The 14,124-nt window shown below is 74.0% G+C and carries 14 protein-coding genes and 1 pseudogene; 7 read left to right on the top strand and 8 right to left on the bottom strand.

What is annotated here, in order from left to right; translation table 11 throughout:
• Window positions 1-80 precede the first annotated feature (80 nt).
• Both IEZ17_RS32405 and IEZ17_RS32400 read left to right on the top strand, forming a co-directional pair.
• Entirely contained in the window at window positions 81-1,640 is a 1,560-nt protein-coding gene (locus tag IEZ17_RS32405) for an aldehyde dehydrogenase (NADP(+)) (protein WP_189306435.1), read from the top strand.
• Between the two features lie 10 nt (window positions 1,641-1,650).
• Window positions 1,651-2,199: a GNAT family N-acetyltransferase gene (locus IEZ17_RS32400; RefSeq protein ID WP_189306434.1), complete on the top strand. Its 549-nt coding sequence runs from the start codon at window positions 1,651-1,653 to the stop codon at window positions 2,197-2,199.
• On the opposite strand, the gene IEZ17_RS32395 is transcribed toward IEZ17_RS32400, so the two are convergent.
• On the bottom strand, window positions 2,141-2,836 hold the full coding sequence (locus tag IEZ17_RS32395; protein ID WP_189306432.1) for a class I SAM-dependent methyltransferase: 696 nt from the start codon (window positions 2,834-2,836) through the stop codon (window positions 2,141-2,143). The genes IEZ17_RS32400 and IEZ17_RS32395 overlap by 59 nt on opposite strands.
• 112 nt (window positions 2,837-2,948) lie before the next feature.
• On the opposite strand from IEZ17_RS32395, the gene IEZ17_RS32390 reads away from it, so the two are divergent.
• From IEZ17_RS32390 to IEZ17_RS32380, 3 genes are all read left to right on the top strand, one after another.
• Window positions 2,949-3,656, top strand: coding sequence for a DsbA family oxidoreductase (locus IEZ17_RS32390; protein ID WP_189306430.1), 708 nt, complete (start codon window positions 2,949-2,951; stop codon window positions 3,654-3,656).
• Window positions 3,657-3,729: 73 nt separating this feature from the next.
• Window positions 3,730-4,791, top strand: coding sequence for an aminotransferase class V-fold PLP-dependent enzyme (locus IEZ17_RS32385; protein ID WP_189306428.1), 1,062 nt, complete (start codon window positions 3,730-3,732; stop codon window positions 4,789-4,791).
• Window positions 4,792-4,932: 141 nt separating this feature from the next.
• The gene (locus IEZ17_RS32380; protein WP_189306528.1) at window positions 4,933-5,079 is read left to right on the top strand and encodes a hypothetical protein; all 147 of its coding nucleotides are present in this window, start codon (window positions 4,933-4,935) and stop codon (window positions 5,077-5,079) included.
• Window positions 5,080-5,214: 135 nt separating this feature from the next.
• Here the strand turns inward: IEZ17_RS32380 and thpD are convergent, their stop codons facing one another.
• From thpD to ectA, 4 genes are all read right to left on the bottom strand, one after another.
• Window positions 5,215-6,117, bottom strand: coding sequence for an ectoine hydroxylase (gene thpD, locus IEZ17_RS32375; protein WP_189306426.1), 903 nt, complete (start codon window positions 6,115-6,117; stop codon window positions 5,215-5,217).
• Window positions 6,118-6,222: 105 nt separating this feature from the next.
• Window positions 6,223-6,639, bottom strand: coding sequence for an ectoine synthase (locus IEZ17_RS32370; RefSeq protein WP_189306424.1), 417 nt, complete (start codon window positions 6,637-6,639; stop codon window positions 6,223-6,225).
• 46 nt (window positions 6,640-6,685) lie between these two features.
• Complete coding sequence (ectB, locus tag IEZ17_RS32365) at window positions 6,686-7,954, bottom strand: diaminobutyrate--2-oxoglutarate transaminase (protein ID WP_189306422.1); 1,269 nt, start codon at window positions 7,952-7,954, stop codon at window positions 6,686-6,688.
• Window positions 7,955-8,101: 147 nt separating this feature from the next.
• Window positions 8,102-8,668 carry a diaminobutyrate acetyltransferase gene (ectA, locus tag IEZ17_RS32360; RefSeq protein ID WP_189306420.1) on the bottom strand — a complete coding sequence of 189 codons (567 nt, stop codon included), beginning with the start codon at window positions 8,666-8,668 and terminating at the stop codon, window positions 8,102-8,104.
• 495 nt (window positions 8,669-9,163) lie between these two features.
• On the opposite strand from ectA, the gene IEZ17_RS32355 reads away from it, so the two are divergent.
• Window positions 9,164-10,255, top strand: coding sequence for an amidohydrolase family protein (locus IEZ17_RS32355; RefSeq protein ID WP_189306519.1), 1,092 nt, complete (start codon window positions 9,164-9,166; stop codon window positions 10,253-10,255).
• Window positions 10,256-10,726: 471 nt separating this feature from the next.
• Window positions 10,727-11,701, top strand: a complete 975-nt coding sequence (locus IEZ17_RS32350) for an SCO1860 family LAETG-anchored protein (RefSeq protein WP_189306418.1) — start codon at window positions 10,727-10,729, stop codon at window positions 11,699-11,701.
• A gap of 149 nt (window positions 11,702-11,850) precedes the next feature.
• Here the strand turns inward: IEZ17_RS32350 and cobC are convergent, their stop codons facing one another.
• The 3 genes and pseudogenes from cobC to IEZ17_RS32335 form a co-directional block, all read right to left on the bottom strand.
• Window positions 11,851-12,939: an Rv2231c family histidinol phosphate aminotransferase CobC gene (cobC, locus tag IEZ17_RS32345; RefSeq protein ID WP_189306517.1), complete on the bottom strand. Its 1,089-nt coding sequence runs from the start codon at window positions 12,937-12,939 to the stop codon at window positions 11,851-11,853.
• A 29-nt stretch (window positions 12,940-12,968) separates the two neighbouring features.
• Window positions 12,969-13,859: a sirohydrochlorin chelatase gene (locus IEZ17_RS32340; RefSeq protein ID WP_189306416.1), complete on the bottom strand. Its 891-nt coding sequence runs from the start codon at window positions 13,857-13,859 to the stop codon at window positions 12,969-12,971.
• Window positions 13,856-14,124, bottom strand: a pseudogene (locus IEZ17_RS32335) (hypothetical protein); the annotation flags it as partial. The pseudogene IEZ17_RS32335 and the gene IEZ17_RS32340, both read right to left, overlap by 4 nt.

Raw genomic sequence — 14,124 nt, 5'->3', positions numbered from 1 at the left:
GACGGCGTTCAGCATATCGAACGCCGTCCTGTGCGCGGCAAGGCGCAGTGCGGCAGGACTTCGCCGAGAAGGGATGCACGGTGGCAGCAGCGGCGGCACCAGTCTGGAGCGTCGACCCCCGAACCGGGAAGCGGCGGGCGCAGGTTGCGGAGGAAGCCACAACCGACGCCGTGGACGCCGCGGTCCGCGCGGCGCACACCGCCCGCGGCGCGCTCGCCGACCGCCCCCCGCGCGCCGCCCTGCTGCGCCGCGCCGCCGACCTGCTCGACGCGGCGGGGGAGGAGATCGTTGCCGCCGCCGACGCGGAGACCGCACTCGGCTCCGCCCGCCTCACCGGTGAACTGGCCCGCACCACCTACCAGTTGCGGTCCTTCGCCGCCATCGTGGACGAGGGCGGATTCCTCGACGTGCGGATCGACCGCCCCGACCCCGGCCTCACCCCGCCCCGCCCCGACCTGCGCCGCTACAAGATCCCGCTGGGCGCCGTGGCGGTCTACGCGGCGAGCAACTTCCCGCTCGCCTTCTCCGTGCCCGGCGGGGACACCGCCAGTGCGCTCGCGGCCGGCTGCCCGGTCGTCGTCAAGGCGCATCCGGACCATCCGGCCACCTCCGAACTGTGCGCGGAACTGCTGCGCCGGGCGGCCACCGAGACCGGTCTGCCGGCGGACGTGGTGGGCCTGGTGCACGGCTTCCGTGCCGGGCTCGACCTGGTGCGCCACCCGCTGGTCGCCGCCGCCGGCTTCACCGGCTCGGTGCGCGGCGGCCGTGCCCTGTACGACGCCGCCGCGGCCCGCCCGCACCCCATCCCGTTCCACGGCGAGATGGGCAGCCTCAACCCCGTCGTGGTCACCGAGGCCGCCGCCGCCGAGCGCGCCGAGCGGATCGGCGCCGGGCTGGCCGGCTCGATGACGCTGGGCACCGGGCAGTTCTGCGTCAAGCCGGGCCTCGTCCTGACCCCCGAAGGCGAGGCCGGCGACCGGCTGCTGGCGTCGCTGACCGCGGCCACCGAGGCCACCGCGGCCACCGAGGCCGGCGTGCTGCTCGACCACCGGATGCGCGACGCGTTCCTGGACGGCGTCCGCAGCCGGGCTCAACTGCCCGGCGTCCAGGCGCCGTTGGCCCCCGGCGACGGGGACGGCGAACACACCGTCAGCGCCGGCTTCCTCACCGTGCCGGCCGCCCGGCTCGCCGCCGGGGGCCCGCACGACCTCCTGCTGGAGGAGTGTTTCGGCCCGGTCACCGTCGTGGCCCGCTACGCCGACGACACCGAGATCGGCGCCGTCCTCGCCCGGCTCCCCGGCAACCTCACCGCCACCCTCCAACTCGGCGACGCGGAGAGCGCCGGCACCGACGCGGCGGGCCGCGGCGCCCGCCTGCTGGCCGAGGTCACCCCGCTCGCCGGCCGCGTCGTCGTCAACGGCTGGCCCACCGGCGTCGCGGTCGCCCCGGCCCAGCACCACGGCGGCCCGTACCCGGCCACCACGTCGACCGCCACCTCCGTCGGCGGCACGGCCATCGAGCGCTGGCTCAGACCGGTCGCCTACCAGGACACCCCGCCGGCGCTGCTCCCGCCGGAGCTGCGGGACGGGAACCCGCTGGGGCTGCCGTGCCGGATCGACGGCCGGCCAGAGGGGGCGTAGGGCCTCGCCGGTGCACCCCGAGACCCAGGACCCCGCCCTCCAGGTCCGCTCCGCCACCCCCGCGGACCTGGAGCCCATAGCCGCCCTGCACACCGCCGCCCGTGCCGCGTACCTGCGCGGCAGGGTGCCGGACGCGCCGTTCGACACCCCGGCCGAGCACGCCCGCCGGCGGGACGCCTGGGCGCGGGTGCTGCACCATGACGGGACCCCGTCGCTGTGCGCGGTACGCCGGGGCGCCGTCGTCGGCGCCGCCTCGTACCGCCGCCGCACCGACCCCCGCGGCACCGTCGAGCTCCACCAGCTGCACGTCGACCCCGCCCACTGGGGCACCGGCGTGGGCCGCGCGCTGCACGCCGCCTGCCTGGACGCCTGGCGCACCGCCGGATTCTCCCGGGCCGTCCTCGACGTGCTCTGGCACAACCACCGCGCCCGCGCCTTCTACGCCCGCCTCGGCTGGCGTCCCGACCCGGACCGCCGCCCGGCGCCCGACGCCAGCCATCTCACCCTGACGCTCGCGCTGCCCCGTCCGGACGGCCGGCCGGCTCCCGCCGGGCCATGATCTGCAACCGCTCGGCCGTCCGCCCGTCCAGCGTGCCGACCGTCCCGCGCCGCTCCCGCACCACCGAGAACCCCGCCGACCGCAGCAGCTCCCGCAGCCGCTCCGGCGGATGGTGCCGGAAGACCCCGCCCTCGTCGGTCGCGAACACCCCGTACGTCCCGTACCGTTCCGCGAAGCGCCCGTAGCGGTCCTGGTTGTGCGCGTCGGCCTGGAGCGGCACATCGCTCAGGTACAGCACCCCGCCGGGGCGCACCAGCCGCCCCAGCTCCCCGGTGATCGCCCGCTGCCCCGCGTCCTCGGGAACGCAGGTCAGCACCGCGAACAGCAGCGCCGCGTCGAAGCTGGCGTCCGCGAACGGCAGCGGCAGTCCGGGCCGGTGCAGCAGTTCCAGCCCCGGGTGCTCCCGCCTCCCGCGCGCGATCAGCGCTGCGGACGGGTCGATCCCGCACACCGCCCCGTACCCCAGCCCGGCCAGTTCGGCGGTGAGCCGCCCGTAGCCGCAGCCGTAGTCCAGCACCCGGGCGGTGCGCGGCACGAACTCCGCCAGCAGCGCCGGGTCGAGCGGATGGGTGAAGGTCTTGGCGGCCCCGGTCGTCTCCCAGAACCCGGCCGGCTCCTGCGGTGATGGCGTGGTCATACCGGGACGCTACCCGCGGAATACTCCGCAATCCTCCGCTGTTGCACCAGGTCACACCCGCACGCCCGCACGCCCGCTCCCAACGAGCACGACGAGGAAAGTCAGCCACTCCATGCGCGTCGAAATCTGGTCCGACATCGCCTGCCCCTGGTGCTACATCGGCAAGGCCCGCTTCGCGTCGGGGCTCGCCGCCTTCGCGCACCGCGACGACGTCGAGGTCGTCCACCGCTCCTTCGAGCTGGACCCGAACGCGCCGGCGCCCACCGACATCCCCGTCCTCGACATGCTCGCGCGGAAGTACCGCGTCACCCGCACCGAGGCCGAGGCGATGGAGGCCCGGGTCGCCGAGGCCGCGGCTGCCGAGGGTCTGGACTACCGCTCCGACCGCATCCACGGCAACACCTTCGACCTGCACCGCCTCCTCCATCTGGCCAGGGACCACGGGGCCCAGGACGCCCTGCTGTCCGCCCTCTACGAGGCCAACTTCGCACAGGCCCGCCCGCTCGGCGACCCCGCCGAGCTGACCCGGATATCCGTGGCCGCCGGCCTCCCCGCCGACGAGGTCGCCCGCGTGCTGGCCGACCCGGACGCCTACGCCGAAGAGGTACGCGCCGACGAGCGCGCCGCCGCCGAACTCGGCGCCACCGGCGTGCCCTTCTTCGTCGTCGACCGCCGCTACGGCATCTCCGGAGCCCAGCCCGCCGAGGTCTTCCGCCAGGCCCTGGAGCGCGCCCACGCGGACGGCGCCGTCCAGATCCTGCCGGCCGGCGACGCGGAGGTCTGCGGCGACGAGGGCTGCGCGGTCCCGGACAGGCCCTGAACCCCGCAACCGGCGGGTCCGGTGCGGCTCCTGGGAGATGGACGCCGCGCCGTTCGCCGAGCAGAGTGGGGCCATGCTGCGATACGAGGCACTGGGCGGGCAGGAATTCGCCCCCGAAACGGTCTACCTGAACTCGGCGTCCAGCGGGCTGCTGCCCGCGCGGAGCGCCGCCGCGGTACGGGAGGCGCTGGCGGAGTCGGCGTCGTACGGGACGATGGGGCGCGACTACTTCGGCCCGGCGACGGCCGCGCGGCGGGCGTTCGGGCGGCTGATGGGGGTGCCCGAGGAGCGGGTGGCCCTGGGCAGTTCGGTCGCGGTGCACTCGGCGTTCGTGGCGGCCTCGCTGCCTGCGGGCGCCGAAGTGCTGGTCGCCGAGGGGGACTTCAGCTCACTGGTGAACCCGCTGGCGGCGCACCCCGGCTGCACGGTCCGCGCGGTGCCGTTGGAGGCGCTCGCCGACGAGGTACGGCCCGGGACGGCGCTGGTCGCGGTGAGCGCGGTACAGGCGCTGGACGGCCGGATCGCCGACCTGGCGGCCGTACGGGAGGCGGCCCGGGCGCACGGTGCGCGCACGTACGTCGACATCACGCAGGCCGCCGGATGGCTGCCGTTGGACATCGCCGGCTTCGACTTCGCGGTGTGCGGGGCCTTCAAGTGGCTGCTGTGCCCGCGCGGTACGACGTTCCTGTACCTCGGCGGCGACCCGGCCGGCTGGCCGCCGGCGGTGCACGCCGGGTGGGTGGCCGGCGAGGACGTCGGCGAGTCGAACTACGGGGTGATCGGCCGGCCGGCGGCGACCGCCCGGCGGTTCGACGAACCGCATGCGCACTACTCGTACGTGGCCGCCGAGCAGTCCCTGGGCCTGATGGCGGAGGTGGGGGTGGCCGCCGTGCACGCGCACAACACCGCGCTGGCCGACCGGTACCGCGCCGGGCTGGCCGAGGCCGGGTTCACCCCGCGGCCGGCCCCCGGCTCCGCGATCGTCTCCACCCCGGGGCTCGCCGGCGCGGAGCCGCGGCTGGCCGGGGCCGGGGTGCGGATCGCGGTCCGCGGCGGCCTGCTGCGCGCCTCGTTCCACCTCTACAACTCGGCACGGGACGTGGAGAAGGTGCTGGCGCTGCTGCGCGATTCCTGAGGTGGGCGGGAAGCCGGGGAAGCCGGGGAATGCGCCGCGGTCCCGGGGCGCCGAGGTGAGGGCCAACGTTCCGGCCGGGCGGGCGAGTTGCCGTCCGGCAGCCGGGACGGCGCCCCGTTGAACCCAGCTGAGAGGCCATCAGTGACCACCGCGTTCGGCCCCATGGACCTCGCCGGTCTGCCGCTCGCCGACCGCATCGTCATGGCGCCGATGACCCTACCGGACCGGTCGAGCTCCTACGGCGGCGACGACACCGGCTACGTCGACCACCCGGCCCTGGCGGACTGACCGGCCGGCAGCCGCGCAGCGCCGACGCCCTGCCGGAACGTGCCATGGCCGCCGCACGGTCGATGCCGTGCGGCGGCCATGGGCGGTCCGCGCCGTCCCCGGTACGCGGTCGCGCGCTATCTCACCGGCGCGCCCCTACTTGACGGGAACGAACGGGGCCCGCGCCCCGATGTACTCCGGCCGCCGGACCGGCGCGGCGAAGGGCTCCACCGCGGCGTTGTCCACGCTGTTGAAGACGATGAAGACATTGCTGCGCGGGTACGGCGTGATGTTGTCGCCGGAGCCGTGCATGGCGTTGCAGTCGAACCACGTCGCCGAGCCGGCGGGCCCGGTGAACAGCCGGATGCCGTGCTCGTCCGCCATCTTCGTGAGCACCTTGTCCGACGGGATGCCCGCGTCCTGCATCTGGAGCGACCGCTTGTAGTTGTCCTTCGGCGTCTCGCCCGCGCAGCCCACGAAGTGCCGGTGCGAGCCGGGCATGATCATCAAGCCGCCGTTGGTGTCGTGGTTCTCGGTCAGCGCGATCGAGACCGACACGGTGCGCATGTTCGGCAGACCGTCCTCGGCGTGCCAGGTCTCGAAGTCGGAGTGCCAGTAGAAGCCGGAGGCACCGAAGCCGGGCTTCACATTGATCCGCGACTGGTGGACGTAGACGTCCGAACCGAGGATCTGGCGGGCACGGCCGACCACGCGCGGGTCGGAGACCAGCCGGCCGAACACCTCGCTGATCTTGTGCACTTCGAACACGGACCGGACGCTCTGCGACTTCGGCTCGACGATGGAGCGCGGGTCGGCGCGCATCGCCGGGTCGAGCACCAGCCGGTCCAGCTCGGCGCGGTACACCGCGACTTCCTCCGCCGTGAGCAGTTCCCCGATGGCGAAAAAGCCGTCGCGTTCAAAGTCGCTCAGCTCGGACGCCGCGAACGGGCCTGCCGCTCCGGGCTGCGACCACACCACCGGGTCCTTCCGCGGGGTGATGACCTCTGCGGTCCCACGGGTCGGGTACAGGTCGGCGATGCGCTCGGGTGCGGTGGTCATGGTGGTGCCTTCCTCTCCTCTCGTACGGAACGTGGTTCACGCGCGCAGTGCGTTGCCTTCCTCGTCGCTGCCGGACGGGGCAGGGAGGTGGCCCGGTGGTCGGCCTCAGCCCGTTTTGGGCTCCGGGTCGGGTTCGGTGAGAAGCGGGTAGACCCCGTTCTCGTCGTGGTCCTCGCGGCCGGTGACCGGCGGGTTGAAGACGCACAGGCAGCGGAAGTCCTTTTTGATCCGCATGGTGTGCTTCTCGTGCCCGTCGAGCAGGTACATCACTCCGGGCGTGATGGTGTGCTTCTCGCCGGTCTCGTCGTTGGTCAGCTCGGCCTCGCCCTCGACGCAGACGACGGCCTCGATGTGGTTCGCGTACCACATGGAGGTCTCGGTACCGGCGTACAGGACGGTCTCGTGCAGCGAGAAGCCGACCCGCTCCTTGGCGAGCACGATGCGCTTGCTCTCCCAGGTGCCGGACTTGGCCTTGACGTGGCGGTCGGTGCCTTCGATGTCCTGGAACGATCGGACGATCACGGTGAGTTGGTGCCTTTCTGTGGAACGGTCAGGAGCTCGTGGCGGTTCAGGCGCAGTCGCGGACCGCGCGGGCGAGGATCCGCAGACCCTCGTCCAGCTCCTCGGGGGTGGTCGTCAGCGCGGGCAGCAGCTTGACGACCTCGCTCTCCGGGCCGGAGGTCTCGATGAGCAGACCCAGCTCGAAGGCGCGCTTGGCGATCTTGTTGGCGAGGCTCTTGTCGGTGCACTCCATGCCCCACACCAGCCCGCGACCGCGGTACTCGACGAAGGTGTCCGGGTGCGCCTCGATGATGGCCTTGAGGTGCGATTCGACGATCTCACCGCGGCCGAGGGTCTGCTTCTCCATCTGGCCGTCGGCCCAGTACGTGTCGAGCGCGGCGGCGGCGGTGACGAAGGCCGGGTTGTTGCCGCGGAAGGTGCCGTTGTGCTCGCCCGGCTCCCAGATGTCCAGCTCGGGCCTGAACAGCGTCAGCGCCAGCGGGAGCCCGTAGCCGCTGATGGACTTCGAGACGGTGACGATGTCCGGCACGATGCCCGCCTCCTCGAAGGAGAAGAAGGCACCCGTACGGCCGCAGCCCATCTGGATGTCGTCGACGATCAGCAACATGTCGCGGCGCTCGCACAGGTCGGCGAGGGCGCGCAGCCACTCGACGCGGGCCACGTTGATGCCGCCCTCGCCCTGGACCGTCTCGACGATCACTGCGGCGGGCGTGTTCAGGCCGGAGCCCTGGTCCTCCAGCAGTCGCTCGAACCACAGGAAGTCCTGGATCTGGCCGTCCAGGTAGTGGTCGAACGGCATCGGGGTGCCGTGCACCAGCGGGATGCCGGCGCCGGCCCGCTTGAAGGCGTTGCCGGTGACCGCGAGGGAGCCCAGCGACATGCCGTGGAAGGCGTTGGTGAAGGACACGATCGACTCGCGGCCCTTGACCTTGCGGGCCAGTTTCAGCGCGGCCTCGACGGCGTTGGTGCCGGTCGGGCCCGGGAACATGACCTTGTAGGGCAGGTCGCGCGGGCGCAGGACGATGTTCTGGAACGACTCCAGGAAGGCCCGTTTGGCCGTGGTGGACATGTCCAGGCCGTGGGTGACGCCGTCCCGCTCGATGTAGTCGATCAGGGCGCGTTTGAGGACCGGGTTGTTGTGCCCGTAGTTGAGCGACCCGGCACCGGCGAAGAAGTCGAGGTAGGCGTGGCCGTCCTCGTCGAACATGCGGCTGCCCTGGGCGCGGTCGAAGACGACGGGCCAGCCACGGCAGTAGCTGCGCACCTCCGACTCCACGGTCTCGAAGACGCTCAGATCGGGCTGGGTGATGGTCACAGCAGGCTCCTGGGAGATGAATGCGGCGGAGGAGAAGTCCGGGGGTGGGATCGGGGCGGCGGGGCTCCCGTGTGGTTCACGGGCGGGGGTGGTGGCCCCGCACGGCCGCTGCGGCATGGTCGGTGCCGCGCGGCTCTGGGTCCGTCGTCAGCGTCCGGGGCGGGACGGTGGACGGAACGGGCCTATGAGGTGCAGGACCTCCGACTCGTGGCCCTGCTCCGGGAACAGCCCGGCGTCGAAGACCACCTCGCGCTTGACCGGCACCGAGTGCCGCTCGGCGAAGGACGCGAACAGCCGGTTGGACGCGGCGTTGTCCGGGGTGATGGTGGTCTCGACGAGGGATATGTCCAGTTCATCCATGACGCGGGTCGTCAGCCCGTCCAGGAGCGCGGCGGCCAGCCCCTGTCCGCGGTGTGCGTCGTCGACGGCGACCTGCCAGACGACGAGCGTGTCCGGGCGCTCGGGGCGGATGTAGCCGGTGACGAAGGCGGCCGGCTCGCCTTCCGGGTCGCGTGCGACGACGGAGGTGGCGGCGAAGTCGCGACACCACAGGAGGTAGCTGTAGGAGGAGTTGAGGTCCAGTGCGTTGGAGTCGCGGGCGATGCGCCAGATCGCGGCTCCGTCCTCCACGCGCGGGGTGTCGAGCTTGAAGCCCTCCGGAATTTCCCTGATTTCGCTTCGGGCACCTGCATGCTCTGCTTGTGCGGCGGTCATGGAAATTAAATTTACCGAGGGAAAAAGGAAAATGCATCGCGGGCAGGGGTTACGTGGGGCCCCACTTTGTGTTATCACGCGGGGGCGCGCGAGCGCGCGGTGCGACGGAAAGATGTCTGGGTTTGACCCGATAGTTCGGGGCGAAACGGACACGCTGTGTAGTCGGTCACAGCTCCGTAACGGCGTTGAGATGCGTCCGAATTACGGGACTTGGCACTAGCGAAATCTTGGCGTTTGAGCTGCGGAAAAGCGGGCAGAAGAATACGGGAAGCTACGCTTCTGCGAATTGGGAATTCTCCGGTGGAAGGTGACCGTAGCGGTTCACCGGAAGGTGTACCAGAAGTCTTCCCGGTGACATATGCGAAGCCTCGCGAGAAGATGCGGGAGAAGCCGCGGGGGATTATGGGGCGCCCGGTCGAATACGACCCCCGGGTATCCTCCGGTCGGCCATGGCCCGGGGCTCGCCCGCGCGCATAAAGTGCCTGCATGACGTCCATGAGCGAAGGTGCGGTGCTGCACCTCAAGGGGAGGGTCCTCGTCGGGCCGTACGACGTCCGCGACGAGCTGTGGGTGGTCGACGGCCGGGTGACGTTCGAGCGGCCTGCGATGGCACGGGATGCCATGACCGTCGAGGGCTGGGTGCTGCCGGGCCTGGTCGACGCCCACTGCCACGTCGGACTGGACGCGCACGGCCCGGTGGACGCCGCCACCAGCGAGAAGCAGGCGCTCACCGACCGTGACGCCGGCACCCTCCTGATCCGGGACGCCGGATCCCCCTCCGACACCCGCTGGATCGACGACCGCGCCGACCTGCCGCGGATCATCCGCGCCGGCCGCCACATCGCGCGCACCAGGCGCTACATCCGCAACTACGCGCACGAGATCGAGCCGGAGGACCTGGTCGCCTACGTCGCCCAGGAGGCCCGGCGCGGCGACGGCTGGGTCAAGCTCGTCGGCGACTGGATCGACCGCTCCACCGGCGACCTGGCGGCCTGCTGGCCCGCCGGCGCCGTCGAGGCGGCCATCGCCGAGGCGCACCGGCTCGGCGCCCGGGTCACCGCCCACTGCTTCGCCGAGGAGTCCCTCGCCCCGCTCGTCGAGGCCGGCATCGACTGCATCGAGCACGCCACCGGCCTCACCGAGGACACCATCCCGCTCTTCGCCGAACGCGGCGTGGCGATCGTCCCCACCCTGGTCAACATCGCGACCTTCCCGCAGCTCGCGGCCGGCGGCGAGGCGAAGTTCCCGCGCTGGGCGGACCATATGCGCCGGCTGCACGCCCGCCGCTACGACACCGTCCGCGCGGCCCACGACGCCGGCGTGCCGATCTTCGCCGGCACCGACGCGGGCGGCTCGCTGCCGCACGGCCTGGTCGCCGACGAGGTCGCCGAGCTGATGAAGGCCGGGCTGCCCGCCGTCGCCGCCCTCTCCGCGACGACCTGGGGCGCCCGCGAGTGGCTGGGCCGCCCGGGGCTCACCGAGGGCGCCCCGGCCGACCTCGTCGTCTACGAGACCGACCCCCGGGCCGACGTCCGCGTGCTGGCGGCGCCGCGCCTGGTCGTCCTGCGGGGGCGGGCCATCGGCTGACGGTGTGCGGCATCGTCCGCGACACCGGGGCCGGCACCGGGCGGCCGTGGCGCGGTCCGCGCGGCGAATCCCGGGCCGGCCGCCCCCCGGTTCTTCGGTACGGCTTCTTCGGTACGTCCTGAAAGGTCCACTGCGCTCGACACCGGCCTACCCGGCCGCATCGCCCCGATCGCCGGCAGCGCCCAGGGCCTCGGCGCAGCCCTGGTCCGCGCCTTCCACGCCGGAGGCCCCCGTGTCGCCGCCCCGGAGCCGTTCGTCACCGGCGCACATACGACGTCAACGGCGGCGCCCCGGTGCGGTGAAGTGCTCGAACGGGAGCGCGAAAACCGCCCTTTGGGGTGAACTGCCTCTACATTTCCTCCCGTTCACCCTCAGCACGTACACGATGTGCGGGTCGAGGTCGCCGGCCCGCGCGATGTCCCCCATTGGCGCGGTCGGCGGCTCCATTTCTCTCGTGGGGGTTCCACACACGTGTCAACAAGTTCCACCGGCTCCTCCGGCGTGCCGCGGCGGCTCGGCGCAGCCCTGGTCGCCACCGCGCTGACGGCCGGTCCCGCCGTCGCGCTCGGCGCCGCACCCGCCGCCTACGCCGCCGGCAACCACGGCCGCACCAACGGCACTTCGGGTGCGGTCGTGCTGCGCACCGGCCTGGACGTCGGGCTGCTCGACAAGTCGCTCCGCGTCCCGCTGCGGGCCACCCTGAACGAGGTGCACGCACCGGCCTCGGCCGACCGGACCGCGCTCACCGTCAATCTGGACGGGATCGACCAGGGCAGGCCGTTCAGCGTGCTGCGGGCCGAGGTCGCCACCGCGCGGGCCACCGCCGGCCCCGAGGGGACGAAGGGGTACGCCAACCTCGTGCACGCCGCGGTGCACCTCCCCGGCCTTCCGGCGCTGCCGCTGATCGAGGTCCAGCAGGTGACCTCCACGGCGGAGTGCCGGGCCGGGCAGCACCCGCGGGCCGCGTCGCAGGTGCTGGGCAGCGTCCTGGTGCTGGGCAAGCGGGTCACGCTCAGCGCGAGCGGGACGACCGCGGTCACCGTGCCGGGGGTGGGCGACGTACGGCTCGATCTGTCGAAGAAGGCCGTGACGTCGACCGGCGCCGCGGCGACCGCGCTCGCCCTGCGGGTCTCGGTCGATCCGCTGAAGCTCAACGTGGCCGAGGTGCACGGCCAGGTGACGCTGGCGCAGGCCACCTGCACCACTCCGGGTGGTACGGCGCCCGGCACCCCGGAGAAGCCCGGGGGACCCCAGGGCGGCACCGGTGGCAACCATGTGACCGCCCACGGCGGCTCCGGTCCGGCCACCCGGAACCTCGCCGAGACCGGCGGCAGTTCGGCCACCCCGTATGTCGCCGGGGGCGCGGCCCTGCTGGTCGCCGCCGGCGCCGGATCGCTGGCCTACGCCCGTCGCCGCCGCACCGCCGTGCCGGGCGGGCGCGGCTGACAGACCCGTACGCCGTGCCGGTGCTGTGGGGGCTCCGGCGCGGGGTACGGTCCGGGGCGCGCCGGGTGGGCCCGCGCGGCGCGTCCCTCCTCGCCGGGGCCCTGGTCGGAGCGTGGTCCGGCCGGGGCCCCGGGGAGACCCTCCAGGCCCTAACCCAGGGGCTGTTCGGCGAGCACGTCGGCCAGCGCGGCCACCAGGCGGTCCGTGGTGGACCGGTCCCGTACGGCGAGCCGCAGCCAGTCGGGGCCCAGGCCGGGGAAGGTGTCACCGCGGCGCACCGCGAAACCGCGCGCCCGGAGTCCGGCGCGTACCGCCGCGGCACCGGGCAGCCGGACCAGGACGAACGGGCCGGCGGCCGGGCCGACCGCCCGCAGCGGGGCGAACTCGCCCAGCCGGGCCAGCAGATGGGCCCGGTCCCCGGCGATCTCCTCGGCCGCCGCGGCGGCCTCGGTGAGCGCCGCCGGCTCGCAGCACGCCTCGGCGGCGGCCAGCGCCGGAGTGGAGACCGGCCACAGCGGCTGGGCCCGCTCCAGGGCGTCGACGGTGTCCTCGGCGGCCAGCACGTAGCCGATGCGCAGACCGGCCAGGCCCCAGGTCTTGGTGAGGCTGCGCAGCACGATCAGCCCCGGCAGCTCGCCCACCCGCCCGGCCAGCGACTCCCGTTCACCGGGCACCGCGTCCATGAACGCCTCGTCCACGACGAGGGTGCGGCCGGGCCGCGCCAGCCGCTCCAGTGCGGCGGCGGGGTGCAGCACGGACGTGGGGTTGGTGGGGTTGCCGACGACGACCAGATCGGCGTCGGCGGGCACCGCGGCCGGGTCCAGCCGGAAGCCGTCCGCCTCGGTGAGCAGCACCCGCGCGACGTCGTGCCCGGCGTCCCGCAGCGCCGCCTCGGGCTCGGTGAACTGCGGGTGCACGACGACCGGCCGGCGGGCCCGTACGGCGCGCGCGATCAGCACGAACGCCTCCGCCGCACCCGCCGTCAGCAGCACCCGCCCCACCGGAAGCCGGTGCCGGGCCGCGACCGCCCGACGGGCCGCCCGGCCGTCCGGATACGCGGCGAGGCCGTCCAGCGACGCGGCGATCCGGGCCTTGAGCCAGGCCGGGGGAGTGCCGGTGCGGACATTGACCGCGAGGTCGGCCAGCCCGGTCAGCGGGCCGTCGGCGCCGCGCACCTCGGCGTCGCCGTGGTGCCGCAGATCCGGTTCGCGGTGCGGCGGGTCCGGCTCGCGCTCCACGGCGACCGCCGGATACGGCGCGGGCCGCCTCACGCCTGGTCCCCGGCGCCCACCGCCGCAGGCGGCACCGCGCCGAACGGAGGCCGGGCGTCCCCCGCCGCCGCCCGGCCGCCGCCCCGCGCCTCGCCCGCCACCGTCGCGCGGTAGCGCTCCATGACCACGTCGGCCAGCTCCGGCGCCGGGCCGATCACCTCCGCGCCGATCACCTCGGCCCACGGATTCGCCGCCGCCCAGCCCTCGGTCTGCATCCGCAGCCGCTCCAGGAGGTCGCCGGCGAGGAAGAAGTACGGCAGGACCACGATGCGGATCGGGGCGGTGGCGCCGGGCACCGCGGCGGCCAGCGCGCAGCACCGGTCGAGACCGGCCGGCACGTCCGGCGCGGTGAGCGTGAGGAACGCGGTCTCCACCCCCGCGAAGCCGCGCCCCTCCCACAACAGCCGTGCGGCGCGCACCACTTCGGCGTTGGCGTACGGGTCGGCCGCGCCCCGCCCCACCAGCAGCACCGTCGTCCGGGCCCGGTCCTGCGGCCGCCGCGCGCCGCCGCCCAGCGCCTCGTCCAGCCGCCGCTCCAGGACGCCGAGGAGCTTGGGGTGCGGTCCCGGCTCGGCGGCGCAGTCGTAACCGACCCCGGGGTGCGCCGCGGTCGCCGCCGCCAGCGCGTCGGGCAGGCTCTCCCGCAGGGCCCCGGTGGGGCCCGGCAGCAGCGGGACGGCGACGATCCGCGTGGCGCCCCGCCGGACGAGGTCGCCGACCGCGCCGGACACCGGCCGCGGCGACCCCGCGGCGCCGAAGAACCCGCCGGCGACGGGCACTTCGGGGTGGCGCTCGGCGAGCGTGCGCACCAGCGCCTCCAGGGCGTCGGCGGCGCCTTCGTGACGCGTGCCGTGACCGGCGATGAGCAGTGCGGGAGGGGTGGTCACAACATCTCCTTGGTACCGGGGTTTTCACCGGCGGGCGTGCTGCCGCCGACATCCGCCGTCCGCCGGTCCGCGCCGGGGCGGGGCGGCTCGGGGGAGGGCAAGACGATATCGGCCGTGGCCGCCGGGGTGACGGTCGCTCCCTCCGTACCGGAGGTAATGGCCGAACTGCCCCAAGTGTCCTGGCCGGTGGGCTCGGCGAGGGCACAGGTGGCCATCGGCGGCCGGCCGGCCGGCGCGGAGGCGCGCTTCCCGGCGACCAGCCGGG

Source organism: Streptomyces albospinus (genome assembly GCF_014648695.1).
Lineage (GTDB): Bacteria > Actinomycetota > Actinomycetes > Streptomycetales > Streptomycetaceae > Streptomyces > Streptomyces albospinus.
This window is presented reverse-complemented; position numbering and strand designations above follow the sequence as displayed.